Origin of the sequence: Haloarcula japonica DSM 6131 (genome assembly GCF_000336635.1) — an archaeon.
Lineage (GTDB): Archaea > Halobacteriota > Halobacteria > Halobacteriales > Haloarculaceae > Haloarcula > Haloarcula japonica.
In genome coordinates this window covers 34,886-53,708 of the sequence record NZ_AOLY01000046.1, presented here as the reverse complement: position 1 = coordinate 53,708, position 18,823 = coordinate 34,886, and the positions used below count along the sequence as shown (strand labels likewise).

15 protein-coding genes and 3 pseudogenes are annotated in these 18,823 nt (G+C 57.7%); 2 read left to right on the top strand and 16 right to left on the bottom strand.

Translation table 11 applies throughout. The features are described 5' to 3' along the window. Window positions 1–64 precede the first annotated feature (64 nt). The 5 genes and pseudogenes from C444_RS20465 to C444_RS20445 form a co-directional block, all read right to left on the bottom strand. Entirely contained in the window at window positions 65–793 is a 729-nt protein-coding gene (locus tag C444_RS20465; RefSeq protein ID WP_049909689.1) for a hypothetical protein, read from the bottom strand. A gap of 193 nt (window positions 794–986) precedes the next feature. Further along, complete coding sequence (locus C444_RS23070) at window positions 987–1,385, bottom strand: hypothetical protein (protein WP_049909699.1); 399 nt, start codon at window positions 1,383–1,385, stop codon at window positions 987–989. An 843-nt stretch (window positions 1,386–2,228) separates the two neighbouring features. Beyond that, window positions 2,229–3,419 carry a glycosyltransferase family 87 protein gene (locus C444_RS23185; RefSeq protein WP_004595032.1) on the bottom strand — a complete coding sequence of 397 codons (1,191 nt, stop codon included), beginning with the start codon at window positions 3,417–3,419 and terminating at the stop codon, window positions 2,229–2,231. 177 nt (window positions 3,420–3,596) lie between these two features. Beyond that, window positions 3,597–3,812: pseudogene (locus C444_RS20450) on the bottom strand (hypothetical protein); the annotation flags it as partial. Beyond that, window positions 3,809–4,099 (bottom strand): hypothetical protein, encoded by a 291-nt coding sequence (locus C444_RS20445; protein WP_004595029.1) that lies wholly within the window; start codon window positions 4,097–4,099, stop codon window positions 3,809–3,811. The gene C444_RS20445 and the pseudogene C444_RS20450, both read right to left, overlap by 4 nt. A 244-nt stretch (window positions 4,100–4,343) precedes the next feature. Between C444_RS20445 and C444_RS20440 the strand changes: the two genes are divergently transcribed. Further along, window positions 4,344–5,024: a hypothetical protein gene (locus C444_RS20440; RefSeq protein ID WP_004595027.1), complete on the top strand. Its 681-nt coding sequence runs from the start codon at window positions 4,344–4,346 to the stop codon at window positions 5,022–5,024. Window positions 5,025–5,570: 546 nt separating this feature from the next. On the opposite strand, the pseudogene C444_RS23065 reads toward C444_RS20440, so the two are convergent. Further along, window positions 5,571–6,095 (bottom strand): annotated as a pseudogene (locus C444_RS23065) (hypothetical protein). A gap of 539 nt (window positions 6,096–6,634) precedes the next feature. Between C444_RS23065 and C444_RS23180 the strand changes: the two are divergent. Then, entirely contained in the window at window positions 6,635–6,943 is a 309-nt protein-coding gene (locus C444_RS23180; protein WP_004595025.1) for a hypothetical protein, read from the top strand. Between the two features lie 34 nt (window positions 6,944–6,977). On the opposite strand, the pseudogene C444_RS23175 reads toward C444_RS23180, so the two are convergent. From C444_RS23175 to C444_RS20390, 10 genes and pseudogenes are all read right to left on the bottom strand, one after another. Continuing rightward, a pseudogene (locus C444_RS23175) lies at window positions 6,978–7,082 on the bottom strand (HNH endonuclease); the annotation flags it as partial. Between the two features lie 213 nt (window positions 7,083–7,295). Continuing rightward, on the bottom strand, window positions 7,296–7,787 hold the full coding sequence (locus tag C444_RS20430; RefSeq protein ID WP_004595024.1) for a universal stress protein: 492 nt from the start codon (window positions 7,785–7,787) through the stop codon (window positions 7,296–7,298). Next, window positions 7,787–9,163 (bottom strand): hemolysin family protein, encoded by a 1,377-nt coding sequence (locus tag C444_RS20425; RefSeq protein ID WP_004595023.1) that lies wholly within the window; start codon window positions 9,161–9,163, stop codon window positions 7,787–7,789. The genes C444_RS20430 and C444_RS20425 overlap by 1 nt, the downstream gene beginning before the upstream one ends. A gap of 3 nt (window positions 9,164–9,166) precedes the next feature. Continuing rightward, complete coding sequence (locus C444_RS20420; protein ID WP_004595022.1) at window positions 9,167–11,290, bottom strand: dipeptide ABC transporter ATP-binding protein; 2,124 nt, start codon at window positions 11,288–11,290, stop codon at window positions 9,167–9,169. Further along, window positions 11,287–12,207 carry an ABC transporter permease gene (locus C444_RS20415; RefSeq protein ID WP_004595021.1) on the bottom strand — a complete coding sequence of 307 codons (921 nt, stop codon included), beginning with the start codon at window positions 12,205–12,207 and terminating at the stop codon, window positions 11,287–11,289. The genes C444_RS20420 and C444_RS20415 overlap by 4 nt, the downstream gene beginning before the upstream one ends. Beyond that, complete coding sequence (locus C444_RS20410; RefSeq protein WP_049909687.1) at window positions 12,207–13,190, bottom strand: ABC transporter permease subunit; 984 nt, start codon at window positions 13,188–13,190, stop codon at window positions 12,207–12,209. The genes C444_RS20415 and C444_RS20410 overlap by 1 nt, the downstream gene beginning before the upstream one ends. A gap of 14 nt (window positions 13,191–13,204) precedes the next feature. Further along, window positions 13,205–15,124 (bottom strand): ABC transporter substrate-binding protein, encoded by a 1,920-nt coding sequence (locus C444_RS20405; RefSeq protein ID WP_004595019.1) that lies wholly within the window; start codon window positions 15,122–15,124, stop codon window positions 13,205–13,207. A 209-nt stretch (window positions 15,125–15,333) separates the two neighbouring features. Further along, a complete protein-coding gene (locus C444_RS20400) occupies window positions 15,334–15,870 on the bottom strand; it encodes a helix-turn-helix domain-containing protein (protein WP_004595018.1) in 537 nt (178 codons plus the stop codon). A 380-nt stretch (window positions 15,871–16,250) separates the two neighbouring features. Next, window positions 16,251–17,330, bottom strand: coding sequence for an isocitrate/isopropylmalate dehydrogenase family protein (locus C444_RS20395; RefSeq protein ID WP_049909685.1), 1,080 nt, complete (start codon window positions 17,328–17,330; stop codon window positions 16,251–16,253). 171 nt (window positions 17,331–17,501) lie between these two features. Then, complete coding sequence (locus C444_RS20390) at window positions 17,502–18,740, bottom strand: MFS transporter (RefSeq protein WP_004595016.1); 1,239 nt, start codon at window positions 18,738–18,740, stop codon at window positions 17,502–17,504. Window positions 18,741–18,823 lie beyond the last annotated feature (83 nt).

Genomic DNA, 18,823 nt, shown 5'->3' with positions numbered 1-18,823 from the left:
TCTCTGAACGGCTATTTCACCGAGAATAGTGTCTGACCAATAGAGTTCAACAGTGCTACTGAGGCTACTCCTCGGGCATCCACGCTGGCCGGGTTACCGTCGCGTTTCCGAACTCAGAAACGTCGTATATCGTTTGTCGGGTGAACTCATCGTTTCCTCTCGTGATGTTGAATTCTGCGATGTATCCTTCCTCGGCAACAATGATGTGCCCGGTTGCGGTATTGGCTGGGGCAAAGTCAGGATTTCTGAGACCAGTCACAGTGTATCTGACAGCTGTCGTCCCCTCAACGATGACAGTCTCTGTCGCGTTTATTTCGAGACTCAGCAAGGGTCGTCGAAGTCCCTCGTGCGAGGCGACACGGTCTCGTTCCCAATCCTCGCCGGGACGCCGGTCCAGTTCGCCTGTTATCCGATCATACTTGTACACACCATCAGCGTTATAATATGTGTGTGAGTCAGTATCGAACCTCGTATCGACAAACCGTATTTCGGCGGTGCCAGCATCGGCATCGAGCGTTCGCACTACCGTGCGGTTCGTGCCTCCGCTGATAGTAACCAACCGGCTTTTGTGAGAGGTGTTCTTCACTGTCGCAGAGTGTGTTTGCAGTGCAGTAGAGACGTTTGAGACTGTTATCCCCTCCTGAGACCACCCCGGTGGATAGGAAAAGTTCTCCACCGTCGATTCAGGAGTCGGGGCCTGTTGGTCTGTGGCAGGCACCCCAGCACAGCCAGCCAAGAGGATGACAACGGCCAGGGTTACCGCAGGGAGGGAATCTTGAGGGCGGTTGACCATATCAGCGCAAATCAGTTCCCAGCAAAGATGCTTGTGATAGCTCTCTATCAAGACAAGCAATGTATTCGAGATAAGTCCGTATCGATTGGATAGCCGAATTTGGACGAAAATCAGTCACCGATGCTCAGAAAGCAGGCTTACTGAGCGGTCGTTTCAATCGCGTTCATGAGCAAAGAAACTGTTTCCACAGCGGCTACGGCGAGTCGTACAGGTCTTCAACCGAGCGTCGGTAGTAGTCCTGACTGGAGTCCGGAACCGGATCGACCTCTTCTCTGTCCTTCGCGATGACACTGGGGAACTGCTTGGGCGGCTTCCAACTGTCGTCTGTTTCCCGGGAATCCAACTCTTTCATGAGCGCGTGTTCACCATCAGCGGTGACGTACAGTACGCGAGGCCCCGGCTTCTCGCTCAGTGGTCCTCTGTGTAACTTCCCGGTTCGTGTATTGACCAACCACTCAAGCCGGAGCCCTGCCCGGCACTGGATCGCGTACAGCTGCACCTCGTCTTCTTCGGGAGATTCTGTGTGACCCCTGTCGGCCCACGATTTTGGCTCGATCTCGACTCGGCGACGGTGCTTACATCGTTCGGCGATATCTGGGCAACTGCACGTCTCCTCAAGTACGTCAACCTCGTACCGACTATCCGACGCTGAGTGGACCTCATAGCAACCGGGCTTTGCGAGAAAGGAAGCGTCGATGTCTTCCCGTTTCGCCCGCTCCGTGCGTGGCTCGTCCTCAGAAGCGACGGCTAATGGGTCCTCCGTGGGGTCCGTGACGCCGCCGTCGTTGAACCGCAACTGCATGACTCCGCCGTCAGCGACCGCTTTTCGAGGTTCGCCGTCGACGTGCAAGCCGAACTGGTCGTCGAGAGCGTCGTCGTCAACCCACTTGGGATGGGTCGCTCGCCGGTCGCGAAGGCGACTCGCTTCCTGTGTTTGCATTCCTTGTTGGGATTGTACTGACTCCACAGGCACTCGCAACTCCCTGTTCGAGTGTCGGTAAGGTACTCCGAACCAGAGCCAGAGTTGACCAGGAAAAGGTCGTCAGCGTTTCGTGCCCGGCCGACCGAGTCCATCACGGTCATCACTTCTGTCAGCGCCGAGACAGTGAGGCTGTTCGGGCTGGCCTCTGCGATCTCACTCTCGTCGATGCTGCCGGCGTCGCTACTGGATTCTGTGGTAGCCATGAATGACAGGCGGCACGCCCTCTGTGGGACGCCCCTCACCCAACTGGGGCACAGAAAATTCGAGGATTAGAGTTTGTGAAGGTATAGGTCCATTCTCAGGCGGGAGTGGGCAGTACAGAAGATGTGATCAAAAATTTGGTTTTGTAGGTTATGTATAGATTCAAACAGTGCATGCAACTATAGAGAGTGTATATCCTATCGAATCAACAGCTCGGTAGAGATGTGGTTGGTTAGGTATGTTATGTTTATACTACTTTTCAGGATGTTGTGCATCGATCTGCCAAATGCCAGCTATTAAAACAGCAGCGGTTCCCAACAGGACGGGCGTACATAGTGTATAGAAGGTTCGAAGGCTAGCAGCCAGCGTTTCAGTCCCAGACACAGGTAAGTTGAGGATGCGAACTAGCATAGTCGCATCATGGAGTTTCAACGTGAGTTGCATGAAAATCACACCCCCAGCAAAGATCCTACCGGGCCATTCTGAGAGAATATATAATAACGGGATTAGTGGATAAAAAACGAAAGCGAAATACATAGTATACGAGGGGATCACTAGCAAAATTCCGCACAGCGTCGAGAGGAGAGCAACGAGCCGTTGAATACGACCGTCACTATGTAGATATATGTAGGCTACTACTGGGGCGACTATTATCAATGAGAGTCCTGCCAGAGCCGTCCCACTTACGTCGGTAAAAATAACCGAAAGAGGCCGCTGAAGTGTGACGTATAGACTTGACGGTGAGAGCCCACCTGAGACAGCGTTCGCAGTCCCTCGTGGGAGTAGCTCTTCAACAAAATAGCTCTGCGTACGGGTTAAACCAAAAAGTACGGCACCACCGGCAAGCGCTCCGATACCGGTGATTATAGCAACCAAACTAGCATACCACTTCCGTCGCCAGACTAACCAAAATCCGATGGCAGCAGGGAAAACCTTTGGAAGTGCTGCTAATCCAAGAGCAACACCAGCGCGCTGTTGTCGATCCTGTTCCAACCATATTAGTCCGACTCCCAGCGCCAATGCGATGTGGTGGTTGATATTACCCGTTACCAATGAGGGCGCGCTAATTGGACTGATTATAATAAATCCACAGATCAGGATCCGATCACAGTTTGATAGTTGCAGCCCGTATGATTCAGTTGCCTTTGCGATGGCGAGTCCAAGTAAGATGCTGACCAGAATTGTCCCGGCAACATGGATAGCAAAACCGGTAACAGGTGAAACCAGGAGATACAGTGAAAACGGGACCAACAGTATGATTGGGTATCGGTATGTGAGATTTGGGATGCCGACAGGGGAACGCCCGTAGACAACCTTACCTGAATGTAGATCCGCAGCGGCAGCCCGATAGATTTCAAAGTCAGTTCCAAATTGATCGGGAGTAATAGTTAGCCGATAGAAAAAATATGCAATCCCGAGGGTGCTCCCGAATCCGAGTACCAAGCGTGCTCGGGTGAATGACGTTGTTGAACCCCTTCCTTGCAAGATACAGATAGTGGAGACAGTTCTGATATATGTTTTCTGTTTTTACTGAATTAGCTGAACAATATGTACGCTTACTGAGCAGGCGTTGCAGCCAGCACCATGACTAAAGAACCTGCCTTCTCACCGCCCAGTCAGAGCTCGGTCGAGCGCCCAACCAGTATCGCTTCGCTTGAGCAGGACTGTTGCCCCGGTGTCGGGGACGTGCCAGCCAATCGTGTCGTTGCCAGCGGCGGGAAATTCCCATTCACCGACAGCGGCCTCTTGTGCCGCGCTTTGCGTGTCAATCAGCGTAGCCGAGCGTGGGCCACCAGCGCCGAAATCGCCTAACGTCGCTGTTCCTGCTGAGTTCATGCAAGGACCTCCCGACGGTCCCAGCCAGCGAGTTCGGCTTCGATGGCGCTGATGATGCTCACAATTCGAGACTCTACCGTGTCTGCCTGCTCACCGTCAACGTCTAGAAGCGAACGAAGTTCGAGTATATCCGGGAGGGTGATGCTGTCCGATCGCTGGGCCACCGCACGGAGGGCGACCGCTTCAACATCGGCGCTCCCGGACTGCGCTTGAACGGTTGTCGCGATGGACTCGACGAACTGCGGAGTGGTTGGCTGAGACAGGCCTTCCGAACGACGGCAGGACATATTTCGAGACATCCTCTCATCCACAAGAGGAACACAAAATTGGGACTTGCTGCTGTGGATTTGATTTTTTACTTACTGTGTTTGCTGAAATACCTGCTCAATAAGTCTGTGAATCTATGGTTTTGGATGACTGAATTCAGGGCGTATTTTCGAGTTCTCCGAACCTATTCGCGACCTTTTTTGAATATTGGATGTATCCGCTTCGTCCGTAGGATTTTCACTTAAGTAAGGAAAAGCGGTTCTTATGGATTGGTCCTCCGTCACACGATACCGCGGTGAGGCTGCGATCGTTGTTGGCTTCATTTTGCTGCTGAACCCGCTAATTGTGGGCATGTTTGACATCGGAGATCCAGACAGGTATCGATACGAAGCCAGTGAAGTCTCGTTCTCTGCGAGCGGTACCTACACGTTCTCAACTCATCCCGTCCCTCTCAACTCCGATGTGGCATGTTTTGGCGACGTTCCGAGTCGTTCCTGCGTGCTTGAGCAAGCCATCCACACCAACGGCGGTATCACGTACGATGGACCTACAGAGCTGTTCATACACAATGAATACAGCTATGTCCACATCTGGGACGAAGGATTCTTCCAGCCTGTTAGCGAGGAGCGGCAAAATGGTACTGTCTGGTACGGACTTGAGGCCGTCTCTCAAGAAGAGGCACTCAAATATATTGCAACTCCCATAGAAAGAACTGACAACGGTGTCCGAACCGCTATCGAAACTGGCGCCTACGAAACGTCCGACGAACTCTCCGGCGCTCACGAACTTGTTCAGGCCGACGACAGCTACTACGTCGTCTATCCAACCGTAGTTCAGGAACATAAGGGGACAGAGCGGGGCCTAACAGTCGTCGTACTCCAGTGGCTGCTCGGAATTGCTGGTGCAATACTGATTCTCCGCGGACAGCGTCATCGCGTCGAATGAGAAAATAGTCAGAACCAGCCGTCTGACGATCCGAAATATTGTCCGTCCGTACCTACCGCTAAGTGGTACTCCTGAAGCTACCGTTGTGAGAATAATCAGTTGCTTCGATTGCGAAGTTCAAGAACCAATCCGATTATCCCGCAAAGGATGAATAGCCCGGAGAGAAGAAACCAATTCCCGTTGAGATACTGTAGTGCACCAATTGCCATAAAGCCGCCATACGTGAGTGGCTGGTAGAGTGGGTGGCTTCGGACACCCTCGACTGTTGAGATGAGCAACATTGGAACGACGATTATCCAGAGGGTAACTGCATAGAGAGTTGGTGGTCCATTATACACGAATTCAAAGTAGGTCCCCGCCCCGACGATTGCTAACATAACCAGTAGGGCTCCCGGACGGATTCGGTCTTGGAGATGATGGAGGGGAGTCATTCAGACAGAATTGTGTTGTTCACCGCAACATAGATGTCTGTTGAACGATATGTGTATCTTCTGTACTGCTCATTAGCGGATAAGCGGACTCGCTGTTTCACGGTGCTATCGTCTGCTATCCAATCCACCCACCAATCTCAACCTGCGTACTGTCTACCGGAGCGCTATCCGCAGTCTTCGTAGCTGAGTCAAACGGTGGCTCAACGAGACGGGGCACTTCCTCGTCGTATGTCCGGTCGGGACGTTTCACACAGTCGACCGTCACGATGGGGCTGCACTCAGTGCAAAAGTGGCTGTCCCGTCGAAGCCGTTGATACTTACCGACCAGGGGATGGCGCTTACGAGCCGATACGTCTCCGCTGCTGGACGGCGAGTATTAGCAGACCCGCAGCAACGGCCCCACAGATGTCGCAGGTGAGAAGGTGGTCTCTATCTGCCTCGTAGAAGAGCACGCCGCTTGCTCGACGTTGTCGCGGTCCTGAAGCGCACAGTCCCGGCAGATCGTGAATCGGAACACGCCCTCCGCTCGATCCACTTCATTGGGCCACCGGACGTACGTGTACGTTTCACCGGAGAGATCAGCTCGGTCTCCACAGAATCGACAGTACTCGGCCGTTGCCTCGGGCTGGACGCCGCTCACCGAAACCACTGTGCAAGTGTTGATTGGGTTGGTTCGACAGCGACATGATCGGCAAATCGAATCCCCAAAGGGGCGGTGAACGGGTCTCCGTCGGCGTGGGTCGGACAAGAACACTGCTCTGTCTCCGCTGGCGGGCGATGCTGGAACGACTTCGCGTCGACGCTGAGTGCGTGGACATCCTCTCATCCACAAGAGGAACACACAATTTCCAGATTTAGTGCGTTAACCAACAAAAGTCCAGAGTAGTGGTTAAATTTGAGTTTTTAAGCCGATGACCACCGTTTCAGGTCGCTTTAGACGTGGTCTGCCCACGGAATGATAGCCGGTCAAGCATTGGAACGGTCACTGCTTCGCCGTCGCGAGCCGCGTAGTTGTTCGGATATATTTCGTAATCTAATAACAGATGTGAAACATAGTATGTGAGTGCCTGCTGTGACCGATACAAAGGACGTGTCGGCCATCACTCTCGAAACCGGTTCGATATCAGGATATAGAAAGACGAAAGAAATTCACGAGTGGGGTCAGAAACTCGACTTGAGATGGTCCCCGGGGTTTTCAACCTCGCCCTCGGAAGTAGCTACTTGCTCCTCCTTGGGCTCATCGGAATCCAATATCGACGTGGCAGAATCGTATCTCGACAGCTCCCGATGCTGCTCGGGATGTGTGCGACGTGGCTCTCGTATAGTCTGCTGCAGGTAACACAGGGTGGACCAGTTCCAACTGGAACACCCCTCAATTACGTACTTGATGGAGTTGCTATCGTGTTGCTTGTTGCAGGCAGTGGTGGACTCTACTGGTGGTGGCGTCACCGCGGTCACGAGGATACCGGTTCATCACCGACTGACTAGAAGTCGCTCCAGTGTGTCTGTCTACGAAGTAGTCTCACTGAAACCGGATCGTCAATCTGTAGTCTCGCTCACCATGGACCGCTTCATGGCATCGCGAACATAGCAACGCCAGATTAGCCTGGGTCGTCGGCCCACCATCACCTCGGGGAGAATATGGTGGGCATGTAACTCATCGCCGTCCTCAAAAGACTCTTGGCATGATAAGCAACGGTCGCGGTCGCGTCGGTGAACTGCTCTCTTCATTTGATATTCGAATCGATATGCTTCACGTCGGTATCGCTACAGGGTGCTACTACGCCCGGCGGTAACTGTCGGTGAGATTCGAGAACACCGTCTTCCGATGACAGGGGCCCTATCCTTGTTTGCTCGTCAAAACGACGGGACAGGAGGCGTTCAGTAGCAGGGTCTGTGCTGTGCTCCCGAAGATGGCTTTCCCCACGGGAGACCGTCCCTTTCCACCGATGACGAGGTATCTAGGGTCGGTGTTCTCGACCTCAGCCAGTATTTTGTCGGTCGGGTCGCCGACGCGCCCCTGCGTTTCGATTCGGTCAGCATCGTACTCGTCAAGCGATTCGTAGACAGCCTGACGGGCGATTTCGGCAGCACTTTGCTCCTCCCGGCTGATGGTGAAACTGTCGGACGCTGACGTGCCCTTGAGCGCTGCCTTGTGGTCGTTGAAGTCCTCCTTCGGGATGACGTGAAGGACGAGCAGTTGCTCGTCGTACGCCGTCGCGAGGTCATATCCGACTTCGAGTATCTTGTTCGAGTGTAGTTCCTCTCCAATCGGGGTGAGTATCGTCATGTGTGTTCCGTAAGTTGGTCGCTGTGGGACGATCAGTGGCATCAACTCCGTGACTCCACCGATCGGCCCGTAGATGCTCTATCGTACTGTTCAGTGATTCGAGCCCGCTTGATACGACTGTCGTCAACCCGTTCGACGCTGAGTTCGACATCGCCGTACCTGAGCGACTCTCCCTCTTCGACCAGCCGTCCAGCCCGGTTGAAAATGAACCCGGCAATCGTCTCGAACTCCTCTCCCTCAGGGAGGTCGACGCCGAGTGCGTCATTGACCGCTTCGACGTTTACGTCTCCCCGGACGCTGACGCTCGTCTCGTCGATGACCGTAATCGGTTCCTCCTCCTCGGCACCGAGGATCTCGCCGACGATTTCCTCGACAAGGTCTTCAGTTGTGATGATCCCCTCTGTCGTTCCGAACTCGTCGATGACGACGACCATCTCAACCGGCTCCTGGCGCATCTCCTCGAACAGGTCGTCCACGCTCTTACTCTCCGGCACATGGAGCGTTTCAGTGACGCTGTGATCGAGGCTATCGAGATCACTTTCTCCATAGCGATACTCCCGGACGAGGTCGGATAACGTCACGACGCCGACAACATTGTCGAGACTGCCCTCGTACACGGGGAGACGCTGGTGGCCGCTCCGGATACACGTCGCAATCGCTTCGTCGATATCATCGTATCGGTCGACAGCACTGACATCCAGCCGGGGGGTCATCACCTCCTTGGCGATGGTGTCGTCGAACCGGAAGATACGCTGGAACATCTCGCGTTCTTCCTCGTCGAGGACTCCCTCCCGCTCTCCGGTTTCGATCATCTCCCGGATTTCGTCGCGGGTGACGTAGGAGGTCTCGATGGCCGAGCGTCCCCCGGTGACTCTGTTTATGACACGCGTCAGGTAGTCGAATAGGACGACCAGCGGGAGGAGGAAGTACTCGGTGAGTTTGAGTGGTCTAGCGATGCGCAGCGCCCAGGATTCCGTGTTCTCGACCGCATAGGACTTGGGTGCGCTCTCGCCGAACAGCAAGACCAGGGCGGTGATACCGAAGGTTGCGAATGCAACCGACTGCCCTTGACCGAATCCGAGCACTACCAGCAGCCCAGTCGCGATAGAGGACATCGCGATATTGACGAGGTTGTTACCCACGAGGATCGTCACGAGCAGACGGTGCGGGTCAGCCTTCAGTGCCTTGAGGGTCTGGGATCCGGGAACCCCGTCATTAGCGAGTCCCTCGATCCGATGGTCAGCCAGCGAGAACATCGCTATCTCTGACGAGGAGAAGAACGCGGAGAGGGCGATGAGAGCGCCGATAAGGGCCACCCCACCGATTGCGACGGCGCTATCGGGGACGGAGACGCCGCCGAGTTGGACGGACAGCGTCGCCGTTTCGAATACCGCCTCTCGCAACGGGGGGACTTGCATCGATTACTCCCCCTCAACCGACTCCTCTATCGACTCCTCTTTGGCGGACTGTACCTTCGCCTGTCCGCGATTACGAGCGTACTGTGCTAGCAGTTCGGTCTCGACGTCTTCGACCGGGAAGTAACAGGCCGCCTCGTGACCTCCGTCTTCGAAGGCCGACCGTTTGGGTTCGGCTTGGCGGCATTCCTCACTGGCCTTCGGGCATCGCGGTGCGAAGTTACAGCCCCCGGGGAGGTTGACGGGATTGGGGGGTTCGCCCGGCAACAACACCCGCTGGCGGTTGACGCTGGGGTCTGTTTGTGGCGACGCAGCCAGTAGCGATGCCGCATAGGGGTGTCTCGGATTCTGGACGACATCGCGGGTATCGCCGATTTCGACGACCCGACCGAGGTACATCACTGCCAACCGGTTCGCGATCTGCGTGAGACTGGCGAGGTCGTGGGAGATGTAGACAATACCGATGTCACGCTTGTCGGCCATCTCCCGCAGGATGTTGAGGATATTGGCCTTCAGCGACACGTCTAGCATCGACGCCGGCTCGTCACAGATGAGGAGCTTCGGTTGCAACACAAGTGCCTGCGCGATGGCGACGCGCTGGCGCTCCCCTCCCGACAGCTGGGCTGGGAGCTGGTCAAGGTATTTTTCGGGCGGATTGAGGCCGACATCGGAGACGGTTTCGCGGACCCGGCGGTTGATCGTCTCCTGGTCGTAGCCCTGGATCTTGAGGGGTTCGGCGACGGCAGCCTTGACCCGCTGGCGCGGGTTCAGCGAGTCGAACGGATCCTGAAAGATGAACTGTACCTGCGAGCGGAACTTCTTGGTACTCTCCGCGAGCAGGTCGTCAACCGACGTGCCGTCGATGTAAATGTCGCCACCGGTTCGCGGCTGGAGCGCGGCGATCACTTCGCCAAGCGTCGACTTGCCACAGCCGGACTCGCCGGCCACGCCCAGGATCTCGCCCTGACGGACCGTCAGATCCACGCCGTTGACGGCCTTGACGTAGTCGGGTTCAGCACCGCGCATGTCATCAATGAACGACTGCGTCTGCTTGAACCACTTCTCAAGGCCGTCCGTCTCGAGGATCACGTCGCCCGGCTCGTGGGACGTCTCTCGGTCATCCCCGCCTTCGAGACCCCACGTCTCGGGTTCGGCGGCCGCCTCGCGCATCTCGTCTGCCTTGTCAGTGTGGTAGCAAGCCGACAGCTGGCCGCCGTTCGCGGTCAGTGGCGGATGGCCGTCCTCGCACTCCTCCGTCGCGAACGGACACCGGTTGCGGAAGACACATCCCGTCGGTTCCTCGGTCAGTTCCGGCAGTGATCCCGGGATAGAGATGGCCTGCTCATCGAATTCGTCGACTACTGGGAAGGCGTTCTGTAGCCCCATTGTGTAGGGGTTGGTGGGGTGCATGAACACGTCGTACGTCGCACCCTGCTCCATCACTTTCCCGCCGTAGAGGACCGACACCTCGTCGCAGGTCTCGGCGACGACCCCGACGTCGTGGGTGATGAGCAGCATCGAACTGTCGACTTCGTCCTGGATCTCCAGCAGTTTGTCGATGATCTTGTCCTGGACGATGACGTCGAGGCCAGTAGTCGGCTCGTCGGCGATGATGAGGTCTGGGTCGAGCACTAACGCCATCGCGATAGTAACGCGCTGTCGCATCCCACCGGAGAACTCGTGGGGGTAGTCGCTCGTCCGGGCTGGGTCGAGGCCGACGATCTCGAACACCTCGGCGACGCGCTCGTCGGCTTCCGCTTTGGTGGTATCCCGGTGTTTGTGGATTGCCTGTCGGATCTGGGCACCGACGGTCATCACCGGATCCAGCGAGTCCATCGCGCTCTGGGGGATGTAAGAGATCTCCTCCCAGCGGATGTCTTGCCACTCGCTCTCGGAGAGATCGGCCAGTTCCCGGTGCTTGAACTTGACGCTACCGGCCGCGATTTCGCCGTTGTCGTCCAGCATGCCGAGTATGGTCTTCGCGATGGTCGACTTCCCGCAGCCGGACTCGCCGACGAGGCCGTAGTTGTCCTGTTCTCCGATAGAGAAGGACACGTCGTTGACGGCGTGAACGTCCTCCTCTGACGTTCGATACTTGATCTTGAGATCGTTGACTTCGAGTAGACTCATTCTTGCTCCGTTTGTAAGTCGGGATTAACTAGCTCCTCGAACGCTCGACCGACCAGGAAGACGGCGGTCGTCACGGCCGCGATACCGACGGCAGGCGGGAAGACCCACCACCATGCGACCCGCATTGCGCCCGAGCGGTAGACCTGCTGGAGCATCCGGCCCCAGGAAGTCATCGTCGGGTCGCCAAAGCCAAGGAAGGCCAGCGACGCGCCGGCGACGATTGACCAGCCGAACGCGTAGGCGGTGTAGAGGAAGCCGATGCCGAGCACGTTCGGCGCCACGTGCAGGAACATCGTCCGCAGGTGGCCAGCGCCGCGTGCCCGAGCGGATTTGACGAACGTCCGCTCTTTCACTGTCATCACCTCCGAGCGGATGACGCGGGCGGGCATCTTCCAGAGGAAAATGACCAGTACACCGGTTATCAGCCAGATGTTCGGCGTAACGAACGACAGAATCAGTAGTGCCATCGGAAGGAACGGGAGCGCGAACGTCAGGTCAGTCAGCCGCATCAGTGCCTCGTCGACGCGGCCACCGAAGTACCCGCTCGTGAGTCCGACGAGGAAGCCCAGCACGCCCGTGCCGATCCCACCGAACACCCCAACGATGAGTGTCGGGCGTGCACCCGCGAGGAACTGGCTGAGCACGTCCTTACCGAAGGAGGTCGTCCCCATCGGTGCCGTCGTAGTGGGACTTTCCAGACGCATCATCGACCCGTCGGCGCGCATGGTGTGTTCGATGGGATGATGGGGCGCCAGATACGGGCCGAACAGGCCCATGAAGACGAACGCCACGATGATCGCAAACCCGATCTTCGCCGCGTTGTCTTCGAGGACTTTCCGCAGCGTGTAGCGTGCTCGTGACAGTTCCGACTGCAGGCGGTCTTTCGCCGTTTCAGCGTCGAGCGCGTATCCCGACATCAGACATCACCTGCCTCGACGGTCGGGTCCAGTCGCGCGTAGGCGATGTCCGCCGTCAAGTTCATCACAATAACCGCCAGCGCCATGATGAACACGGCAGCCTGTACCGTCGGGTAGTCCTGATTGAGAATCGCTTGGACGAGCGCACGGCCGATCCCCGGCCACGCGAACACGACCTCCAGGGTGATGACGCCCTGGAAGAGCATCCCGGTCCGGAGTGCGAAGTACGTCACCAACGGGAGCAGCGAGTTACGCCCAGCGCGGCCAAGCTGTTCCATCTCCGAAAGGCCCTTCGCCCGGTGAAGCTTGAGGAACTCCGAGCCCTTGCGCTCTACGACGGAGTTGCGCGCGAGCATCAGGAAGTCCCCGCTGTAGAACAGCACTGTCGCGGTGAACGGGAGAATATAGTGTTTCAAGAAGTCCACCGAGAGGTACGTGGCCGCCAACCCCTCCGGATTGGCCATCGAGCTGCGCATCCCGAAGGCCGGGAACCAGCCCAACCCATACGAAAAGATGATGAGCAGGAAGATGCCGGTAACGAAGATCGGGGTCGCGCGGAAGAAGGTCGTGGTGATGATACTGAACTGCTCGAACCACGACCCGCGGTTCCAACCGGCGTACATACCGGCCAGAGAACTGACGATTGCGGTCGTAATCAGCGCGGGGAGGAGCAACACCATCGTGTTCAGCAGCGCCGGACCAATGATTTCACTGACCGGTCGCTGTTGGGTGAGCGAGAGCCCGAACTGGAAGGTGAACAGGTTCTGTATGTATTTCAGATACTGCACCCAGATCGGCTCGTCGAGTCCGTACAACGCGCGTAACTCCTCGACCTGTGACGGTGTGAGCGCACCAGAGGCTACGAGTCCGCTGAACGGGTCGCTGGGCAGCATCCGCAGCGTCGCGAAGATGACGCTAACGGCTACAAGGGTCAGTATCGCGGCTATCGCCGTTCGCTTTATCAAGAATCGTCGAAAAGTCATGTGTTAGGTGGTGCTTACGAGAAGTCCTGTTGGTCGAGTTCGGAACGCGTCGAATGCCCGTCTTCGACGCGCTCTGCGAAAGCGTCCCAGGCGTCGCCCTGCGGCCAGACGAGCATGTCGTCGCTGTCGAACGTGTACCCGGCTTGCCGGAGCATCGTTCGGCCCATCTCGGGATTGTATTCATAGGGCTCGGTCTCGCCGTAATAGGGTTCCAGCAGCGGCGTAATGAGATTCTGTCCCTCGATAGCCTGACCGCGCCCGCCGAGGGTATTATCGACGAAGCCCTGTTTGTCGACGGCGTGGCTCAGTGCGACGCGGAACGTCTTGTCGCGGAACAGCGGGACGAGGTGACTGAGGTGGACGTCCGTCGGGACGTAGTTGCGCGAGATCTGCTTCTCGATGCCTTCGGCCTGAGATGCACGGTTCGCCTGTTGGTTCGAGACTGTCGTCCCGATGGCGTCGATGTCCCCCGACTGCATCGCGCCGATGAGCGTTGAGACGTTGCCGACGTTGGCATGGACCATCGCGTCGATGCCGTCGCCGGAAACGAAGTGCTCCTCGCCGATGAGTTCTCGCCGGGTATCGTCGTCCCACATCCAGTTGTCCTCGTATTTCGAGAGTCGGAGCTCCTGGCCCTGCTCCCAGCTTTCGAACTGGAATGGCCCGGTTCCGACCGGATTGTCGGGATTGTGTTGGCCGGGGCTATCGATGTCGTCCCAGCGGTGTTTCGGGATAATGACACTGCGGACGGCCCGTTGGGTGAGGAAGGACGCGTCAGGTTCCGTGAGGTTGAACCGGACACGGCCGCCACCGCTGGTCGAGACCACTTCGGCGCTTTCGATGGTCCGATAAAACGGCCCCTGCTGCGGTGCCGTGTGCTGCTTGTACTTCTGGACGCTGAACGTGACGTCCTCCGGTCCGAATGACTCGCCGTCGTGCCAGGTGACTCCCTCTCGGAGGTCCATCTCGACAGTTGTGTCGTCGATGACCTCGTGGCCAGTCGCCAGCGCGGGAACGATCTCCAACTGCGGCGAGGCATCGTATAGTCCGTCGTAGACGTTCAGCAAGCGCTTCTCCTCCTGGCCGCCGGTCGACCAGGGGAGGTTCGTCCCCTGCATCCCGGAGGTAACACCTTTGACCCATGTCGTCGAGTCGCCTCTCGGTTGGAGGTTGACCTGCGTCCAGATGAACGAGTCGCGCGTCGTCCCGTTCCCGGGCGTCGGCACGTACCCCTCCCAGTTGGCCGTGTTCGCGACGTTGATCACGTCCGGGAAGTTCGAGGCGATGAGGTAGGCGTCCTCGCTGAGTTTCCGCTGGATTTCTTGGCAGATCTCGGCACGCTGTTGCTGGTCCCCAATCGTCTGGGCCTGTTCTTCGAGCAACTCCGTGATCTCGTCGTTCTGGTAATTGAAGTAGTTGCCACCTGTTGCTGGGTGGGCCCGCATCAGGAACGGGTTGGGGTCGAGCCCGCGCTGTGGGTCTGGTCCGTGGAGATTCATTACGACTGGGACCGGGTGTCCGATGTCGGCCCGCCAGAATTCACCGTATCGCGTACTGGGCTGGACGTTGACCAGCTCGACCGGCGCCCCGATGGACTCGAACGATTCCTGGATCATCAAGGCGTGCTCTCGCATCCACGGAGTCTCCGACTGTGCGAACTGGGTCGTTACCGATGGAACCGACTGGCCCTCGACTGCCGTGTACTCGAATTCGGGGTCGACCGACGGTCCCTTCGTTTCGACCGGCCACTCCTCCCAGAACTTCGTCTCCAGGGAGCGACCGTCGCCAGACGAGGTCCCGTCACCGCCGTCACCGCCGTCGCCACCTTGGCTGCACCCGGCTAGCCCGGTAATCCCTGCTGCGCTCGCGAGGCTAATGAATCGTCGACGCGATATCGTTCCTGTCTCGATCTCGAACGGGTTTTTGCGCGACATTACACCACATCTGTTCCCCCCATATCCGCCTGAACCTACCCCCGAAACCCGCCAATCATAATCATTCTTTATATACTATTCCTATATCACCCCGGATTACCCACTAAATAGTCGCTGAATTGACAGGCCCGATTTGTTATATCACTAATATTTATATACTGGATGGTCACCGATTGACCGAGCCACGAGACACGCAGCTGTCGTCGTTGTCAGTCAGTAGTGACCGAGTCCTCATCGCCGGAAAAAACGAGGTCGAACAACTGACTCTCGGCGAGTCGCAGGCGTTCACTGAACGTAGACTGGGCGATATCGAGTTCGGTCGCGATGTCGTCCGCTGAGGTCTTCCGTGGTGTTTCGAAGTATCCCATCTGGTAGGCTGTTTGGAGAACAGTCAATTGCTCGCGAGAGAGTTCATTTCGGATGGCACGACCGAATTGTCCACCGCCCAGTGGGACACCTGCCGTCTCGGTTTGGTTTACGCTCACGAGTTCAAAATGCCCAAACTGTTCTTGTATCTCGTCGGCGAGTCGCCGGAAGTCATCCCACTCAGCGAGGGTGGCGACGCCAGTGAAGTGGTCGGAAGTTAGCAGCAGCCGGTTCGGAATCCCCCGTTCTCGAAGAATTAAGCCCAGAAGGAACGGATAGGGCTCGTGAGCGACCACCGTCAGCCGATAGATCTGTTTGTCACTCCGGTCATCCGAGATTCGTTCAGAGTGGAATAGATCAACCCGTGAGAGGGATGCCATCTCAGCCTCGGGATCGAACCCCGTCTCTGAAATGACCAGTAGCGATTCGATCCAGTCACCATCGGCCGCGTAGAAAGCGTTCTCGAATTCAATACGCCGGATATCCGGAAGATGCGATACAAGCAGGTCAGCGACACCGGACGGCGCAGTTTTAAATTCGATACGTAGAATACCAAATCACCCTGATCAATCGTGCGTATGCTCTTACTCCAACTCGTAAATAAACCTATGAAGTTCGAATAAAGAGAATAGTGGATCAGCGAGAGCCACATCTGAAACCGGTTGTTCTCCTTGCCGTCCGAAGGAGTAGGAATTGATTACCAAGGTTCACGCTTGTGCAAGCGAGTCCATAGTTGCACCGTCACGAAGCGAACGCCCCGTCACAATCGCGACTGGAGGTCGTCAACGACAGCCTCGGTGCCTGCGTCGCCGCCGAGGTCAGGCGTCCGTGGAGCAGACCCGTCGGCGAGCTGGTTGGTGACCGCGTCCCAAAGAGCGTCAGCAGCCGTCTTTTCCCCTAAATCCTCTAGCAGCATCGACCACGAGAGGACAGTAGCTAGCGGGTTGGCGACCCCGTCACCAACGATGTCCGGTGCGCTCCCGTGGACGGGTTCGAACATCGAGGGGATATCGTCACTCGGGTTGATATTCCCGGACGGTGCCAGCCCCATGCTCCCGGTGATCTGAGCACCGATGTCGGTCAAGATGTCTCCGAAGAGGTTTGAGGCAACGACGACGTCGAACTCGTGTGGGCGGCGGATCAAGTCCATCGCCGTGGCGTCGACCAGCAGGCGCTCGACGGTAACGGTGGGGTATTCCTCTCTCACTTCTTCGACGATGTCATCCCAGAACACCATGCTGTGGGCCTGAGCGTTGGATTTGGTGACGCTGGTGAGGGTCCCGTCTCGTTCGGTCGCAGCCTCGAATGCCGCACGGACGATGCGCTCGGTGCCTTCCCGAGTGAATAACGCCGACTGGACGGCCGTTTCGTGGTCTAACCCACGGTGCTCGCGGCCACCGATATCGGCGTATTCGCCTTCAGTGTTCTCGCGGTAGACGACGAAATCGATGTCGCCGGCACCATATTCCTGGAGCGGGCTTTCGATACCCTCGAAGAGGACGTTCGGCCGCTTACAGATGTACTGGTCCAACTCTTTCCGGATCGGCAACAAGAGGCCGTGGAGTGTCACGTGATCGGGCACTTCGGGGTGACCGACAGCGCCAAGGAAGATCGAATCGGCATCGGCAATCCGGGAGACCCCGTCTTCAGGCATCATCTCACCCTGTTCGAGGTAATACTCGGTTCCCCAGTCGCGTCGGGTGATATCGAACGCGAGTCCGTGGTCGTCGGCTACCGCTCGGAAAAGTGGGAGCGCGGCGTCGACCACTGCTGGACCGATGCCGTCGCCGGGGATCAGTTCGATGTCGTAGGTCGTTGTAGTCTGGTCGTCTGTATTCATAGCTGTGTTGTGGTTATCGATTGGTTGTACGGCACGATTCGCCATCCGATTTGCAGGTTGCGGTATCGTCGGGCTGCGACATTGTCTGATAGTCGTGGATGTGGGACCTAATTCGGCCGGAAAACGTAGCGTATGGGCTCGAACACGATGGCGTGTCTGTAGTGGCCGCTCTCATCGGTCAATCACCCACAGGAGCACCGTCAGTGCAGTCGCGGCGCCGAGCACGGCCGTTAGGACGCCGAAGGCGACCTTGAACCCGCTTACCTCGGAGATGTACCCCACGGCTGCGGGACCGACGGCGCCTGCGGCGACTAACAGCGTTCGAACGACGCCGAGAGATCCCTTCGCGATGCTTTCCGGAAGCACAGCTACCAGATAAGCGCCGCGTACCGGCCGATACCCATGGGCACCGAGGCCGAGCACGACCACGGAGGCTCCGAGTCCAATTGCTCCCGCGGTTCCCGACAGCACGACGAGACCGACGAGGCCGGCCGTCGCCGCGACGAGCGTCCCAGCAAGGAGTGGGAGGATACCGACACGGTCGCTCGCTTCTCCGGTTATCAGTTGGACCAGACTGACCGCGAAAAGGCTACTGAACAGCAGATTCGCGGTCACCGAGGGGAGGCCACCTGCACTGGTGAGATACAGCGGCAGGAAGGCCACGAGGCCATTGTAGGTAAACGAGAACATGATCGTTACGGCGACGAATGCCGAGAACTTCGGTCGGCGAAACAGGCTGACATACTCCCAAAGCTGTGGCGCACCGTCGCTCCCGTCAGCAGTGGTCTGTTGTCCCTCCAGATGGCGCGGTACGCGAACGAGGAACGCGAGGGCTATCCCCAGCGCTGCGAGACCACCAGCAAGAAACAGCGTCCGCCACGGCGCTCCGAACACGCCAGGGAGGGCGGCCGCGGCCACGACCGCTGCGGGCGCTGCGACACCGGCTAAGCTCCCGACCGTATCGAACACACCCAGCGCCCGGCCAGTTTCCGAGGGGTAAATCCGCGCCAGTAACTCGATAGCGACAGTCTTGTACGTCCCCGTGCCGGCGCCGATCAGCAACATCGCGCCCGCTAACACCGCAAACGGCGCGTCCACCACCAGCGCGAGTGCCCCGAGGCCGGTTACGACGCCGCCGACAGCGATGACGCCCACCGATCCAACCCGGTCAGCGACAAACCCCGACGGGAACTGCATCGCGGCGTACACGAGCATGAGACCGGTGAACGCCGCCCCGAGTGCAGTCCGAGAGACACCGTATATCGTCTGGAACTGCCCGAACAGGGGCGGGAACGCGTAACGAAGGAACTTGCCCAGGAACCACACGAGTGCAGTCAGTGCCAGCGCGTCGTAGCGACGGAGATGTGACAGTGAGGCGAATCGCCCGGTCATGATCTCGTCGGTTGTCATGGTACGAGTGGCTGGATTTGGTCGACGGTGGCCGTGGCGACACGCAGTCGCTGTCCGCGGCCCGCGATCACCGCCCCCCGATA

What these genes read in the sequence shown, in the direction of transcription:
- C444_RS20425 (WP_004595023.1), bottom strand. Translation starts at nt 9,163, where the DNA reads ATGCAAGTCCCCCCGTTGCGAGAGGCGGTATTCGAAACGGCGACGCTG.
- C444_RS23180 (WP_004595025.1), top strand. Translation starts at nt 6,635, where the DNA reads ATGGTCCCCGGGGTTTTCAACCTCGCCCTCGGAAGTAGCTACTTGCTC.
- C444_RS20415 (WP_004595021.1), bottom strand. Translation starts at nt 12,207, where the DNA reads ATGTCGGGATACGCGCTCGACGCTGAAACGGCGAAAGACCGCCTGCAG.
- C444_RS20465 (WP_049909689.1), bottom strand. Translation starts at nt 793, where the DNA reads ATGGTCAACCGCCCTCAAGATTCCCTCCCTGCGGTAACCCTGGCCGTT.
- C444_RS20405 (WP_004595019.1), bottom strand. Translation starts at nt 15,124, where the DNA reads ATGTCGCGCAAAAACCCGTTCGAGATCGAGACAGGAACGATATCGCGT.
- C444_RS20390 (WP_004595016.1), bottom strand. Translation starts at nt 18,740, where the DNA reads ATGACAACCGACGAGATCATGACCGGGCGATTCGCCTCACTGTCACAT.
- C444_RS20440 (WP_004595027.1), top strand. Translation starts at nt 4,344, where the DNA reads ATGGATTGGTCCTCCGTCACACGATACCGCGGTGAGGCTGCGATCGTT.
- C444_RS20430 (WP_004595024.1), bottom strand. Translation starts at nt 7,787, where the DNA reads ATGCCACTGATCGTCCCACAGCGACCAACTTACGGAACACACATGACG.
- C444_RS20410 (WP_049909687.1), bottom strand. Translation starts at nt 13,190, where the DNA reads ATGACTTTTCGACGATTCTTGATAAAGCGAACGGCGATAGCCGCGATA.
- C444_RS20445 (WP_004595029.1), bottom strand. Translation starts at nt 4,099, where the DNA reads ATGTCCTGCCGTCGTTCGGAAGGCCTGTCTCAGCCAACCACTCCGCAG.
- C444_RS20420 (WP_004595022.1), bottom strand. Translation starts at nt 11,290, where the DNA reads ATGAGTCTACTCGAAGTCAACGATCTCAAGATCAAGTATCGAACGTCA.
- C444_RS20395 (WP_049909685.1), bottom strand. Translation starts at nt 17,330, where the DNA reads ATGAATACAGACGACCAGACTACAACGACCTACGACATCGAACTGATC.
- C444_RS20400 (WP_004595018.1), bottom strand. Translation starts at nt 15,870, where the DNA reads ATGGCATCCCTCTCACGGGTTGATCTATTCCACTCTGAACGAATCTCG.